Source organism: Deltaproteobacteria bacterium (genome assembly GCA_022340465.1).
Classification (GTDB): Bacteria; Desulfobacterota; Desulfobacteria; order Desulfobacterales; family B30-G6; genus JAJDNW01.
This window is the reverse complement of the sequence record JAJDNW010000026.1, coordinates 1-13,397: the sequence shown is the minus strand read 5'-3', so window position 1 is coordinate 13,397 and position 13,397 is coordinate 1. Positions and strand designations below refer to the sequence as shown.

Annotated in this window: 12 protein-coding genes and 1 pseudogene; 4 read left to right on the top strand and 9 right to left on the bottom strand. The window is 56.5% G+C overall.

The genetic code is table 11. The features are described 5' to 3' along the window. The 4 genes from LJE94_04900 to LJE94_04885 all read right to left on the bottom strand — a co-directional run. The coding region (locus LJE94_04900) for an HAD-IC family P-type ATPase (protein ID MCG6909446.1) at nucleotides 1-597 on the bottom strand (597 nt) is incomplete at its 3' end. Nucleotides 598-608: 11 nt separating this feature from the next. Next, nucleotides 609-1,046 carry a universal stress protein gene (locus LJE94_04895; GenBank protein ID MCG6909445.1) on the bottom strand — a complete coding sequence of 146 codons (438 nt, stop codon included), beginning with the start codon at nucleotides 1,044-1,046 and terminating at the stop codon, nucleotides 609-611. 407 nt (nucleotides 1,047-1,453) lie between these two features. Continuing rightward, nucleotides 1,454-2,086 carry a response regulator transcription factor gene (locus LJE94_04890; protein MCG6909444.1) on the bottom strand — a complete coding sequence of 211 codons (633 nt, stop codon included), beginning with the start codon at nucleotides 2,084-2,086 and terminating at the stop codon, nucleotides 1,454-1,456. Beyond that, nucleotides 2,083-3,891, bottom strand: a complete 1,809-nt coding sequence (locus LJE94_04885) for a histidine kinase (protein MCG6909443.1) — start codon at nucleotides 3,889-3,891, stop codon at nucleotides 2,083-2,085. Before LJE94_04885 ends, LJE94_04890 begins: the two co-directional genes overlap by 4 nt. Nucleotides 3,892-4,340: 449 nt before the next feature. Here LJE94_04885 and LJE94_04880 point away from each other — a divergent pair, with 449 nt between their 5' ends. From LJE94_04880 to LJE94_04870, 3 genes and pseudogenes are all read left to right on the top strand, one after another. Further along, entirely contained in the window at nucleotides 4,341-4,529 is a 189-nt protein-coding gene (locus LJE94_04880) for a hypothetical protein (protein MCG6909442.1), read from the top strand. A gap of 100 nt (nucleotides 4,530-4,629) precedes the next feature. Continuing rightward, nucleotides 4,630-5,853 (top strand): MFS transporter, encoded by a 1,224-nt coding sequence (locus LJE94_04875; GenBank protein MCG6909441.1) that lies wholly within the window; start codon nucleotides 4,630-4,632, stop codon nucleotides 5,851-5,853. A 300-nt stretch (nucleotides 5,854-6,153) separates the two neighbouring features. Next, nucleotides 6,154-7,299 (top strand): annotated as a pseudogene (locus LJE94_04870) (cation:proton antiporter). 385 nt (nucleotides 7,300-7,684) lie between these two features. Here LJE94_04870 and LJE94_04865 read toward each other — a convergent pair. Further along, nucleotides 7,685-8,833 carry an epoxide hydrolase 1 gene (locus LJE94_04865; GenBank protein MCG6909440.1) on the bottom strand — a complete coding sequence of 383 codons (1,149 nt, stop codon included), beginning with the start codon at nucleotides 8,831-8,833 and terminating at the stop codon, nucleotides 7,685-7,687. Nucleotides 8,834-9,157: 324 nt separating this feature from the next. Between LJE94_04865 and LJE94_04860 the strand changes: the two genes are divergently transcribed. Continuing rightward, nucleotides 9,158-10,483, top strand: a complete 1,326-nt coding sequence (locus tag LJE94_04860; protein ID MCG6909439.1) for a PAS domain-containing protein — start codon at nucleotides 9,158-9,160, stop codon at nucleotides 10,481-10,483. 202 nt (nucleotides 10,484-10,685) lie between these two features. Here LJE94_04860 and LJE94_04855 read toward each other — a convergent pair whose 3' ends face one another. Genes LJE94_04855 through LJE94_04840 form a run of 4 tightly spaced genes read right to left on the bottom strand, consistent with a single transcriptional unit; the run spans nucleotide 10,686 to nucleotide 13,149 of the window. Continuing rightward, nucleotides 10,686-11,684 (bottom strand): hypothetical protein, encoded by a 999-nt coding sequence (locus LJE94_04855; protein ID MCG6909438.1) that lies wholly within the window; start codon nucleotides 11,682-11,684, stop codon nucleotides 10,686-10,688. 46 nt (nucleotides 11,685-11,730) lie between these two features. Further along, entirely contained in the window at nucleotides 11,731-12,105 is a 375-nt protein-coding gene (locus tag LJE94_04850) for a glycogen-binding domain-containing protein (GenBank protein ID MCG6909437.1), read from the bottom strand. A 1-nt stretch (nucleotide 12,106) separates the two neighbouring features. Next, nucleotides 12,107-12,679, bottom strand: a complete 573-nt coding sequence (locus tag LJE94_04845) for a glycogen-binding domain-containing protein (GenBank protein MCG6909436.1) — start codon at nucleotides 12,677-12,679, stop codon at nucleotides 12,107-12,109. Continuing rightward, complete coding sequence (locus tag LJE94_04840) at nucleotides 12,676-13,149, bottom strand: RNA polymerase sigma factor (GenBank protein MCG6909435.1); 474 nt, start codon at nucleotides 13,147-13,149, stop codon at nucleotides 12,676-12,678. The genes LJE94_04845 and LJE94_04840 overlap by 4 nt, the downstream gene beginning before the upstream one ends. Nucleotides 13,150-13,397 lie beyond the last annotated feature (248 nt).

Below are 13,397 nucleotides of genomic sequence, written 5' to 3'. Positions count from 1 at the left end.
AGCGACCATCTCCCCCTGCCTGGCAATGGATCCCGAGTAAACCCCGTCTCCCTGCTCTTTGCCGGCGGGCAGGGACTCGCCGGTGAGTGCCGACTGGTCGACGCTCAGGTATTCCCCCTCGATAAGTTTGGCGTCGGCGGGAACGACATCGCCCGCCCGCAGACGGATAATGTCGCCGGGAACCAGTTGACGGGCATCTATTTCCTGCCAGGCGCCTTCCCGCCGCACCCTGCTTTTCAACGCCAGCTTGTTTTTCAGGGCGGCGATGGCATTGCCGGCCTGGTGCTCCTGCCAGAATCCAATGGCGGCATTGAAAAACAGCAGGATGACAATGATGCCGAAGTCGACCCAATGCTTGACGACAAGCGATAGAATCGCCGCGGCTTCGATCATCCAGGGGATGGGTCCCCACAGAAATCCGAGAAATTTGAGCAGCATGCTGGTGGACTGCTCGTCGATTTCATTGGCGCCAAATTGCTCGATCCGTCGGTGAGCTTCATCTTTGGAAAGGCCTTGGGCGGTGGTATCCAATTGCTGCATCAATTCGTCGATGGGGGTTTCTTGAGCAACCTTGATCGATATCGGACTTACATTCATGATCCACCTCCTTAACGAACCAGCATCAGGCTTGCCGGCAGACTGCGGATAATGGCATCGTTGGTCTTGCCGAAAAGAAAATGTTCCAGACGTCCTTCCCGATGGGCCAACATGAGGATCAGGTCCACCTGCTCGCTTTCGACTGCCTGGGTAATGGCTTCCAGCGGGTCGCCGTCCTTGACCCATTCATTGATAACAAGACCTTCGGCCTTTTCCAGTTTGATGATCCGCTCCAGTTCTTTGCGCGCCTTTGCGACCATGGCCTTGTATTCTTCGTCCAGGGATGGAACCGGAAGGTTCCAGCCATTGAGGCTGAAGGGATCGTGAATGATGTGCAGTACATGCAAGTGTGCATCGAATTTGCGGGCCAGGGCGACCCCTGTTTCCAATACCTTGATGCAATGCTGCGTCGACCGACTTACCACAAGAATATTATTGAATTTTTCCATGATGCGCTCCTTTCATTGGTTTACTGGTTGTTTTCGCTGCACCAATAGTAAGAGCTGCCGCTTTGCAGGGAAATCGGCCATCATCTGATCTTTTTGTAGGCGTTAACCGGGAGTTGGTGTCGGTGTTTGTCCGACAGCAAAACGCTTGCTGTGGAAAGGGAACAGAGGCCGGAGGGCGGGGGGGGCGGAAGCATGGGGCAAGAGAGATTGAACCACAAAGCCACAAAGGACACAAAGAATAACGTCACCCTGCGGGGCTCGCAAGGGGCTATCGGCTTGAAGCAAGGGCAATCATCTTGCAGACCCCGCAGAAAATATTTTTGCTCTGCGGGGGGTTGCAAGAAGTCGGAGGTCACAAGCTATAAGCAAAAAACACTCCCTCCTCCTTACTGATTTCTCCTTACTCCCTACTCCACCAGATCGTTCTGAACAGCGTAGTGAATCAGCTCGGCATTGTTTTCCATGTGCATTTTCTCGAGGATGCGGGCGCGATATGTGCTGACTGTTTTTACGCTCAACGCCAGTGAATCGGCAACCTGGGTGACGGTTTTTCCGGATCCGATCAGGCACAGCACCTGGTACTCGCGATCGGACAGGGTTTCATGGGGCGATTGATTCGTGTTGTCATCCAGCGCAAACGCAATCTTTTCCGCAAGGGAAGGGCTGATATATTTACCGCCCCGGTGCACCTTGCGGATGGCCCTGATCAGCTCCTCGTCGGCGCTCGACTTGGTGAGATACCCGGATGCACCGGCCTTCAATATTCTCAAAGCGTATTGGGATTCCGGGTGGATGGTCAGGATGACCACCGGCAGTTGAGGCCTTTCGATCTTCAGCTGTTTCAGGACATCCAGCCCGTCCATACCGGGCATCGTCAGGTCCAGCAGGATAACGTCATAGTCATGATGGCGAATCAGGTTGAGCAGCTCTATGCCGTTGGATGCCTCCCCGGCAACGGCGATATCTGGCTCTTCCATGATAATCTGCTTCAGGCCGGCCCGCACGACGGGATGATCGTCGGTGATAACGACGTTGATCATGTTGTGTCTCCTTTTTGCCCTCGGCGTTGGGGTTGATTCAGGGGCAGATAGATGGTGGCGCGGGTTCCCTGCCCGGGGCGCCCCTCGAAAACGGCCTTACCACCCAGCGGGTAGAGGCGTTCGCGAATACCCAGCAACCCGAATGCGTGGGGTGAGTTGATTTCATCCTCGGTGATTCCGCGGCCGTTGTCCGCCACCTGCATCCTGAGTTCTCCGTTCCTCTCTTCCAGGCGTACGACCACATCACTGGCTTCCGCATGACGAATGATGTTGGTCAGAAGTTCCTGGAATATTCGAAAGAGGGCCGTTGCCTGATCCCTGGACAGATCCGGTTCGTAGCCGTTGTTTTGCAAACGGCAGCCGATACCGCTGCGTTGGAGAACGATTTCCAACTGCCATTCGATGGCGGCGGCCAGTCCGAAATCATCCAGGATCACCGGCCTCAACTCGGCGGTGACCTCATGCAGTTTATCCAAGGATTCGCCGATCAGCCGGACCATGACCTCTATTTTTTCCTTCAGGATGCCGTCGCCGGCCGGCAACCGTCTCTTCAGCCAGGCCAGGTCCATTTTCAAGATAGTCAGGGACTGGCCGAGCTGATCGTGAATCTCACGCGCAATACGGATGCGCTCATGTTCACGGATATCGTTCTGGTGGGCGGACAACCGGCGAAGCTGCTCCCGGGAGTGCTTCAGGGAGGTTGTCACCTGTTCCTCCCTTTCAATACGCATCTGCAGCGATGCAGCCATTTCGTCGAAGACGCCTGCCAGATGACCGATCTCGTCGTTGGCGCCGATTCGACCGACGCGCGCCCGAAAATCACCCGCGATCAGGCGGCGGTTGGCGCGAACGATGGCGCCGACCCGTCTCAGAATGAAACGGTTGGCAGCCCACCAGATAGATAGAATGGCCATGAGCGCCGAAACGATCAGCAAGATCAAATTGCTAACAAAGGTGCGACTGGATGCCGCCAGGGCCACTGACCGGGGAATTTCCAGGACAACGGCGATCCGGCGTGGCTGCAAGGCACTTTCCAGGTGGGCAAAGGCGTAAATTCTCGGCATGCCCTTTTCATCCTCGGCCACCAGTACCCCCGAGGCCTGGTTGGCGATCTGCTGCTGCAGCGAGGGATCCACATATTGTGCTTCAGACCAGCGGGCGGTTTCCACGGCATAGCGCAGCAGCACCTGCCGCTCATCCACCAGGGTCAGCCGGGAGCCCGGAGGCAGTTCGGACAGCTGCTCGAAAAGGCTGCGGCTTATCCGGTTCAGGTTTATGGCAACAAAGGCCACGGCCGCAATTTTCCCGCGGCGGTTGGAAATGGGTTCGGCGAAATAGAGTACCGGCGCGCCGTCGACATGCTCGCCGTGATAAGGCCCCATGGTCAACCGTTTCTGTTCCAGGCAGGTGGAAAACCAGTCCTGGTTGCCGTAATCATGCGTCATGGCGGCAGAGCCGTCACCTGCAACCAGTCGCCCGTTCGTGTCGAGAATGCCTAATACCGCGTACATATCGGATTGGCTGCGCAGATTGGAAAGGAACACCGACATTTTCTTCGGGCGACCATCGGCCAGCAGATATGCCCCGGCCAAGGCAGCCATAAGATCGCGGGTGGCCATCATCTGCAGGTTTTCCGCTTCGGCCACCCCTTGGGCCATCAGCTTGGTTCTGTGCAAAATGGCCTCTTTCTCGATCGCTTTTTGCTCCTCGGCAACATAGACGATGAGAAACGTCACGGGAATGAAAGCGGCCAGAATCAACACATACAACCGCGTCTTCAAGCTGATCCCATCAAATTGGTCCATGCAACACCCTTCGTGATAAGGACAGGGAACACAAGTCAGAAATCAGTAAGGAGGAGGGAGTGTTTTTTTCTTATAGCAGACGCTTACTCCATACTCCCTACTGGAAGACACTCCCTACTCGCCTGTGAACCGTGAGACCTAAAACGTATGGCCCAAGGCATAAGGCGATTTATTTTTTCAGGGATGAAGCCCTGGTCTGCATAGCATATAGCCCACGGCTATGTAGCGCAGGGTTTTAACCCTGCCGTGTATACACGTTTAGCTCATCAGCTGAGTTTATCATCATCGGTCTTCTATTCTCCGTTTTCCGACCTCCGACCTCTGATTTCTCTTCCCTGACCTATGCTCCCCTGCGTTCTCCAACAAATAAAAATCTACAGCACTGTGACCGGATCTGTCAAACCCATATGGTAATCTGGGCTAAATCATACAGCAATAGGAGGATAAACATGAGGAAGCATGAATTGTATCCGGATTATCACGATCAATTTGAATATTTCGGGAGCACCGAGATCGAACGGATCCGCAAAAAAGGTGAAAGGACCATTCGTCATGACTGGATCATCTTCGACACGGTCGATGAGGCCATGGAATTTTTCAATGCCCGTTGCGGCGAGTTCGTGGGCTGCTATGCCTAACCTGAGTCGAGCGTTCTAAGCCGAAGCACCCCGACCCTTCAATTCGGTAAAAAAACGCACTGCCATTGTAAATAAACAGCAGATCGCCTATAATCAGCGGATGAGCGCGCCATCGAAAAATGCCGGGAAAGCCGCCCCTGCCGCGGCGGGCCTGTTCCGTGGTCTGCCCGCGGGCATTTGGGTGCTGGGCCTCGTCTCCATGTGCATGGACATCTCTTCGGAGCTCATTCACAGCCTGCTGCCGGTATTCATGGCGACCGTCCTGGGAGCCTCCATGACCACCATCGGTCTTATCGAGGGAGTTGCCGAGGCGACGGCTGCAATGACGAAAGTATTTTCGGGAGCAATCAGCGACTACCTTGGAAAGCGCAAGTGGCTCGCGGGGATCGGCTACGGCCTCGCAGCGCTCACAAAGCCGATTTTTCCGCTGGCCAACACCATTGGCTGGGTGTTTGCCGCCAGATTCATAGACCGTATCGGTAAAGGCATTCGCGGGGCGCCCCGGGATGCCCTGGTGGCCGACATTGCGCCTCCTGAACGCCGGGGGGCGGCCTACGGGCTCAGGCAGTCGCTGGATTCTCTCGGTGCACTGATCGGGCCACTTGCCGCAGTGGCATTCATGGCATGGTTGTCCAACAATATCAGAGCGGTGCTGTGGGTCGCGGTCATTCCTGCTTTTGCCGCCGTGGCGCTGCTTGGCTTTGGGGTCAAGGAGCCCGGAGCGCCCGCACACAATGACGGCATTCGAAAACCCATGATTTTCGCAGAGGTCAAGCGTCTGCCGATGCGCTACTGGTTTATCATCGTGCTCGGTACGACATTCACGCTGGCCCGCTTCAGTGAAGCATTCCTGGTACTTCGTGTACAAGAAATCGGGTTGACGCTTGCATACGTTCCTCTGGTGCTGATCGTGATGAATATTGCCTATACGCTGACTTCCTATCCGGCGGGCGTCGCCGCCGATCATCTCAATCAGATGACCCTTCTCATGATAGGACTCGGGATGCTGCTTGTGGCGGACCTCCTCCTGGCCTTTGCCACAACCCCGTTGCAGGCATTGATCGGCGTGGCATTCTGGGGCGTGCATATGGGGCTCACGCAGGGAATTTTCGCCAAACTCGTGGCCGACAACGCCCCTTCCGAGTTTCTTGGTACGGCCTTTGGAATTTTCAATCTTGCCAGTGGCGGCGCCTTATTGCTGGCGAGTGTCATCGCAGGGGGCCTTTGGACCGCATTCGGCGCACCGGCCACTTTTTTAGCGGGAGCGGCTTTCACCGCACTTGCACTACTCGGATTTCTTGGACTGCCGTTTTCTAGATTATAGGGGCTTTCCCGCCAGTCTTATATGAGGTCAACCAACCATTTGCCTGTCCCGACACAAGCGCCGCATGTTTTCCCCGAAGCATATTGACAGCCTTTTTGCCCTGCGATAGGGTGGGCTTCGATCCGGCAATGAAGTCTGCCGACAACCGCCCCTTCCCGGGGGCTGATGACTTCTACCACAGCGCGTTACGGGGTAGGAGTCCTGTATCTCCGCCCCACCTGAACAGCCAGGTGGGTTTTTTTATTTCGATGTCCTGTGAGGCCGCCACCTGGCAGGGCTTTTTTTATTCCAGGAGGTCTTATGGCGTTCGGTATCGCTTTGATCGTTCTTCTCGGTCTGGCAGGGGATTATCTGTTCCGGAAGCTCAAGCTTCCCGGACTGGTGGGAATGCTGCTGGTGGGTGTTGCGGCCGGGCCCTATGTGCTGAACCTGCTGTCTCCGGAAATGCTGTCGGTTTCCGGAGATTTTCGCAAAATCGCCCTTATCGTCATTCTGCTGCGGGCCGGTTTCGAGCTTCGCAAAGACACGCTTCACCGCGTCGGAAGGGCCGCATTGACCATGAGCGCCGTGCCCGCAATTTTCGAGATCGTCGGCGTCACGCTGGTAGCCCCGCGGCTCCTGGGAATCACCCTTCTGGAAGGCGCCATCCTCGGCGCCATTCTGGGGGCGGTCTCCCCGGCGGTGGTCGTCCCGCTGATGATCGACTTCATGGATCGGGGCCGGGGCACCCAAAAAGGCATCCCGTCCATGATCCTGGGGGCCTCGTCCGTGGACGACGTCTTCGTGATCGTCCTGTTTACGGCCTTTCTGGGCATGTACGGGGGGGGAGAGGTCAACCTTCTCGCCAAACTCGCCGAGATCCCTGTCAGCATCGTCTTGGGAGTCGTCGCCGGCCTGATAGCGGGCTATTTCCTCTATCTTCTCTTCAGCAGATTCGACTTTCGTCCGCCCAAAAGAACCATCGTCGTGACGGGAACGGCCATCCTGCTGGTCTGGACGGAGAAGGCCCTGGAGCACCTCGTTCCGATTGCGAGCCTGTTGGGCGTCATGGCGATCGGCTTTGTCATTCTCGAAAAGTCCGAAGCCATCGCCCACATCATCTCCCAGAAGCTCAAAAAGATCTGGGTGTTCGCAGAGCTTCTGCTTTTCGTGCTGGTCGGCGCCCAGGTCAACATCCACGTGGCCTGGAAAGCCGGCCTGGCCGGGATGGCCGTCATCGCCGTCGGGCTTTTGTTCCGAAGCGTGGGAACCTACATCTCCTTGTTCGGCACCGACCTGGATTTCAGGGAAAAACTGTTCTGCGTGGTGGCCTATATTCCCAAAGCCACGGTCCAGGCCGCCATCGGAGCCGTCCCCCTGGCTGCCGGCGTCGCCTCCGGCGATGTCATTCTGGCCGTAGCCGTGCTGTCCATCCTGCTCACCGCCCCGATCGGCGCCCTCGGGATCATGGTGCTTGGGGACAGCGTTCTCGATCACGGCGAGAGGTATTCCTACCGGTTCAAGGATCTCAGGGAAGCCCTGGCCCTCCCGAGAGTCGGTGAGCGGGTCAGGAGCCGGCAGCACGATACCGTCTGGAAGGTGATCGAAGAAAGGGAGCAATGGATCAAGGTGCCGGCCGAAAAAGAAGGCGGCGAGGGGGGCGCTGACCTGGAGCCCGCGATCCTGCTGCGCTACTGGAAAGAAGACGCCAACAACGGCCGCGGCGCCGGCAAAACCCTCTACTACCGCTACAGCCAGACGGATCCGCACTTCGACCGCTACTGGGAAATCCTCTATGACGTGTGAAAGGCAGCCGCTTCCGGTCTGTACCCCATAGTTGCAGCGCCGGGGTTTACCTCAACTCCCGGAAAAAGGCCCGGATGTCATCCACCAGCCGTTCGGGTTCCTCCAGGGCGGCAAAATGCCCCCCGGCGGGCATGGGGGTCCAGCGCTTGACGTTGAAAAGTCTTTCCACCCACTCGCGGGGGGGCCGCAGGATCTCCGCCGGAAAAGCGGCGAACGCCGCAGGCACGGTTATTTTTTCTCCGCGGCCCAACCGCCAGGGACGGTGCAGAAGCTGGTAATACGGGTAAAATGAGCTGTTGATCGTGTTCGAAACCCAGTAGATCATGACATTGGTGAGCAGGTCGTCTTTGGTTATCCGGCTTTCGAGATTGCCGCCGCAATCCGTCCAGGTGTGAAATTTTTCCGCAATCCAGGCGGCGATACCGACGGGGGAATCGCACAGGCCGTAAGCCAGGGTTTGGGGTTTTGTCCCCTGAATCCACTGGTAACCCGTCTCCTCCTTCCGGAACCGTTCCCCTTCCTTGAGAAAATCGGCCTCGGCATCCGAGAGCGTCGTGCGGTCCGCCGGGTGCGGGGAGAGGGGCAGCATGTTCAGGTGGATGCCCGCCAGCTTTTCCGGATGGGCATAGCCCAAACGCGCGGTGACAAAAGATCCCCAGTCTCCTCCCTGGGCCGCAAAGCGGGAATACCCGAGCACATCGCCCATCAGCCGGGCAAACAGGTCCGCCATCTCTTCTATGGTCAGACGGCGCTGGCCGGGGGTGTGGGAAAATCCATACCCCGGTAATGACGGCGCCACCACGGTGAAAGCGTCGCCGGGATCGCCGCCGAAGCGGGCCGGATCGGTCAGCGGCCCGATAATCTTGGTAAATTCCCATACAGAACCCGGCCACCCGTGGCTGATGAGCAAGGGCAGCGGATCCGGCCCCACCCCTTCCTGGTGAATGTAATGCAGGGTGATGTCTTCGATCGTGACCGTGAACTGTCTGAAGCCGTTTAAAATTTTCTCGTGAGTCCTCCAGTCGTATTCGTTTTGCCAGTATTCCGCCAATTCCTGCAGATAGGCCAGGTTCGCACCGTAACGCCACCCGGTCCCGGATATTTCGTCGGGCCACCGGGTGAGCGCCAGACGCTTTTTCAGATCGTCGATCACCGTTTCCGGTATCTGCACATTGAAAGGCTGTGGTTCAAACATACGGCTCCCTCCTCTTTTGACAGTCAATCTCGACCAGGGTTTCATTCCGAAGCGATTATCAGTCTTTTATTCTCATCATGGCAAACGCGTATTCGACCTCGGCGGCCAACTGGCCACACGTATCGCGCAGCTTCATGCCCGCCCCTGATTATAATATAACGCATTGAAAACTATAAACAATTAAATATATCTTTTAACACAGCAGGAACGTTTTTGCAATTTACGGGAATTCGAAACACAGATTGATTTTCATTGCCATTCTTTGATAGGTATCGGGAACTTGATCGTACATGAATTCAGGTCGTAGAAAAACAAGGTGCTCCCATGCATATTCGCCTTGCGTACGCGCTTCCTTTTTTTACAGCTGCGGCGTTCATACTGGCGGTTGGTATGTATACCCTGTCCAGAAGAAAGGCCCGCGGTGCCGGGTATCTGACCCTGCTCTGCCTGGCCGCCTCCTTCTGGGCCGCCACGGAAGGAATGCTCTATTTCGGCTTCGACGTCGAAACCGATCTTTTCATCACCGGGGTGCAGTATGTCGGCATCGCGCTGTGCCCGCCCCTGGCGCTTCTGTTCGGTTTTGCCGTCTTCGGGTATGAAAGGCAGATTTCCTCTAAAATACCGGCCATATTGTTTGGCATTGCGGGCCTGATCGTCCTGGTTGTCTGGACCAACGGCTTTCATCAGCTGTTTTTTCTACAGCACTACAAAATCGAAACCGGCCCGTTTCCCATGCTGGGCCTCGAGCACGGCATCCTGTGGTGGCTGACCATCGGCTACCATTACACCCTGATGGCCATCCTGAGCTTGTTACTGATCAGGCAGGTGGTCATGTCTTCCGGATTCCACCGGTCGCAGGCAGGCATTATGCTGTCGGCGGTGGTAATCGTGTGGGTGGTGAACGCCATATACGTATCAGGCAACAGTCCCGTTCCCAACATGGATATCGGGCCGTTGGCCTTTTCCCTCGTGGCGGTCGCCATGGCATGGGGGTTCTTCCGCTACAGCCTGCTGGACATTCTGCCGGTTGCCAAATCGGAAATCTTCGATGGAATAGGCGACCCTATCATGGTGGTCGACGAAAAAGACCGCCTGATCGACATCAACCCGGCGGCGGCATCCAAACTTGCCATCGATGCCGTAACGGCCATCGGAAAAAGACTCGATGATCTCTTCGATGGCACCCCCCTGTTTCACCTCGACGCGAAAAGGATCGAACCGGGCGTAATCTGCCTGGAAATGGAAAGGGAGAAGCACTTTATAGATCTACGCATCTCCGACCTCGAGGATAAAAAAGGGAAACACATCGGCAGGCTTATTGTCCTGCATGACATCACCGCGAGGATCATGGGGGAAGAAGCCCAAAAGGAGCACGCACGGTTGCAGGGCGTGGTTGAAATGGCCGGCGCCGTGTGTCACGAACTAAATCAGCCCCTGATGGCGATCACCGGATACGCCGACCTCCTGGTCATGAAAACACCCTGCGACGACCCGCTGTACGAAAAAATAGAAAAAATCCAGGATCAGGTGAATAAATTGAGCGACATCACCAGGAAGCTCATGAACATCACCAGGTATGAAACCAAGGATTACCTGCACAGCAGGATTATCGATATCGACAAATCCTCAAACCCTGCCGACCCGCCCTGATGGACTTTGTCGTCAAAGCATCTGACCTCTGATCTCCGACCTCCGACCGCTGACTTCTGACTTCCGGTCTCTGGCCGGCAGCCTCCCGCAAGTCCCGCAGGGTAACGTTATTCTTTGTGTTCTTCGTGCCTTTGTGGTGCAATCGCTCTCGCTTAAGGCATCCCATCTCTGGCCTCTGCAGTATGCGCCACCGGAAGGTCTATCAGTGCCCGGATCCTGCTCCGCCGGGACCGCCGCCGTTTCCGGAACCGGCACCCCCACCGGCGCCCGCATTGCCGCCGGCGCCTGTACTCCCGGACCCACCGCCGCTGCCCTGTCCGCCATCGCTGCCGCTCCCCCCGGCGCTGCCGCCCGAGCCCGCACCGTCTCCGGCACCCGATCCGCCGGTCCCGTCCGCCCCGCCTTCATGCCCGGAGACCTCGCCCCGGCCGGTCCGACCGCCGGATGCGTTGACGCCAAACCCCGTGCCGCTCTTGATGGCATTCCCATAGGCTGTCGCCAATGTTTCCGCATCGGCCTGCCGTGCATCGGCAAGAAAGGATTGGTGCATCGCTTCCATGCCGCCGGCGTCGAACCCCTGGTTTAAAGCACCGGATAGGAGGCCTGTCAGCGTGTCGCTATGCACCCCCAGACGCGCCATGTCCCGGGCTGTTTTCATGGTCGCCATGGAAAGGGCGTACCCGTCGGTCGACCCCTTTCCCGCGGTCATCCGTTCCAGTTGGCCCGTGATCGCTTCTGCATCTGCACGGGTCAATCCGGCGGACAGAGAAGCCGCATACACATCAGCCAGATCTTTGGCGACTGAAACACTGTCGGCAACCCGCTTGCCCTGATCCAGGGCGAACAACTGGCGGGCATGTACATTTTCGACAGCCAAGACAATGCGCTCGGGTGAAATGCGCTTTGAAATACCCTCCAGTATTTTGCCGGTCAGCGGAGCTGTCGGAAGGTCCTGTGCCGCCGCGTTCAAGAACAGTCGGTGTACCGCCAGCACCTGATCGTCGTTAAAGCGGTTTTCCAACATGGTCCTGGTGATGTCCGACATCGCCGCCTGCACCAGCCCCGCCTGCACCAGTGACCGCACCGAAGCGACCACCCGTTCCGACGTGCCCGCCGGCAGATCGGATGCGTGTACGCCACCGATACCGATGAACAGAACCGTTACGAGCAGGGCAATACCGCGGCATATCTTGTTTGTCATCTCAATCTTCTCCTTGGCATGCAATCGTCCGTTCCGCCCCGGACAATCATTCCGTCACCCCCGGAGCTGGTTCATGAATGCAGTTCACCGAACCGAAATCATCGGCTTCCTTCAGCCGGCAGTCAGGAATGCGGACCTCGCCGTCGACCATGTAGTAATAGGTAAAATAGCGACTGTCCGGTACGCGTATCGACCACTTACCGCCGCCCGCCTTCTGCATGGGGCGGGGTTTGAACTGATCGAGGGAACAGGCAAATTCCACGCTGGCGGCGCTGCCGGCCTCGAAGTAGAGCGTTATGGTATTGCTGCGGCCGGCTTGCACGATGGTTGCGCAGCCGGTCAATACCCACAGTCCCATCAGAATAAGGCCCGCAGCAAGCGTTCCCCCCTTTACCCCCTGTTTTTGCGAATCGTTTTTCAATTTAAATCAAGGAATCGACCTCAATAATCGAGTTGACGCCCCCAAAATCATCCTGCTCCCGCACCAAAATCGTCGGGTCCGGGACTCTCTGACGACCTCCGATAATATAGCTGAAACGATGTTCTCCCTGCGGAAGGTCGATGGTCGTTTCCCAGTACCCGCTGAGCCCGGCTTTTTGCATGGGAACCGCCTGCCAGCCGGTAAAACTTCCCGAAATTTCAACCCGCTCTGCCTGCGGCTGAAACAAAACAAAGCGATGGGGTGTTTTCGGGACCGCCTCCTGCGACAAGGTAAAAAATAAAATTATGGCCGCGGCGACCGCAGCGACCGCCGTCCCCGCGACCCAGACCTGCTTCGAAAAATGCAGCACATGTGAAGGACGTCTTCGCGGTAGAATCTCTACATCCGGCAAATGATCAACCGGCGCCATACGAAGTTCCCTTTCCAGATGCAGGATATCGACCGTCTGCTCCTTGTAAAGCGCGTCGGCATGCACACTTTCGACAAACGCCAGTTTCTCATCCAGACTCAGTTCATCGTCCACAAACTGGCTGATCATGATATCTTTCGTCATTGGGTCCCCCTGACTTTATTCAACAACTGCTTTCTGGCGCGGTGAACGCTGACCTTGACATTCGCCTCGCTGATGCCGACGATGGATGCAATTTCGGCATAAGGAAGATCGCTGCTGACAACCAGAGCCAGAACATCCCTTTCTTTGGGGCTCAGCTGCTGCATGGCATCTGCCACCCGCCGGAATTCTTCCCTGACCATGACCAGGTGTTCCTGGCTCTGATGATCGCTGGCAGGCTCTTCCTGCAGCGAACTGCTGCGGTTGTCTTTGCGGGCATGATCGTAAAAAGCGTTCCTGGCTATCTTGAAAATAAGCGCCAGCCGCGGCTCCGCGTTCCCATATTTTTCGAGATAACGGGTAAAACTCTCCTGCATGATGTCACATGCCAGGTAATAGTCCCGTGTTATTCGCATCAGATAAGCGAAAATTTTGTGCCTGTTTTCCCGATAAAACGCGTTGAAGCTGTTCATATCCCTTATATTCTATAACGCACTGGATCTAAGAAAGTTACGAAAAAAGCCGGTTTTCCTTAAAAAAGAAAAAATTCGGTGGTCCGAGGTGTAACCTTTTGCACGCTGATTCGTTTACTGATCGACCCCTGCTAAAACGCTATAACACACAAGGAGGATATCCCATGCATCGAAAAAAAATTGGATTCATTCTGATTCTGATCACGGCCCTGCTGTTATGGCTGCCCGGGTGGGCGGCAGCCAGCACC

Bases quoted from the DNA above. Each gene is read 5' to 3' on its own strand.
- LJE94_04895 (MCG6909445.1), bottom strand. From the start codon at position 1,046: ATGGAAAAATTCAATAATATTCTTGTGGTAAGTCGGTCGACGCAGCAT.
- LJE94_04890 (MCG6909444.1), bottom strand. From the start codon at position 2,086: ATGATCAACGTCGTTATCACCGACGATCATCCCGTCGTGCGGGCCGGC.
- LJE94_04885 (MCG6909443.1), bottom strand. From the start codon at position 3,891: ATGGACCAATTTGATGGGATCAGCTTGAAGACGCGGTTGTATGTGTTG.
- LJE94_04880 (MCG6909442.1), top strand. From the start codon at position 4,341: ATGAGGAAGCATGAATTGTATCCGGATTATCACGATCAATTTGAATAT.
- LJE94_04875 (MCG6909441.1), top strand. From the start codon at position 4,630: ATGAGCGCGCCATCGAAAAATGCCGGGAAAGCCGCCCCTGCCGCGGCG.
- LJE94_04865 (MCG6909440.1), bottom strand. From the start codon at position 8,833: ATGTTTGAACCACAGCCTTTCAATGTGCAGATACCGGAAACGGTGATC.
- LJE94_04860 (MCG6909439.1), top strand. From the start codon at position 9,158: ATGCATATTCGCCTTGCGTACGCGCTTCCTTTTTTTACAGCTGCGGCG.
- LJE94_04855 (MCG6909438.1), bottom strand. From the start codon at position 11,684: ATGACAAACAAGATATGCCGCGGTATTGCCCTGCTCGTAACGGTTCTG.
- LJE94_04845 (MCG6909436.1), bottom strand. From the start codon at position 12,679: ATGACGAAAGATATCATGATCAGCCAGTTTGTGGACGATGAACTGAGT.
- LJE94_04840 (MCG6909435.1), bottom strand. From the start codon at position 13,149: ATGAACAGCTTCAACGCGTTTTATCGGGAAAACAGGCACAAAATTTTC.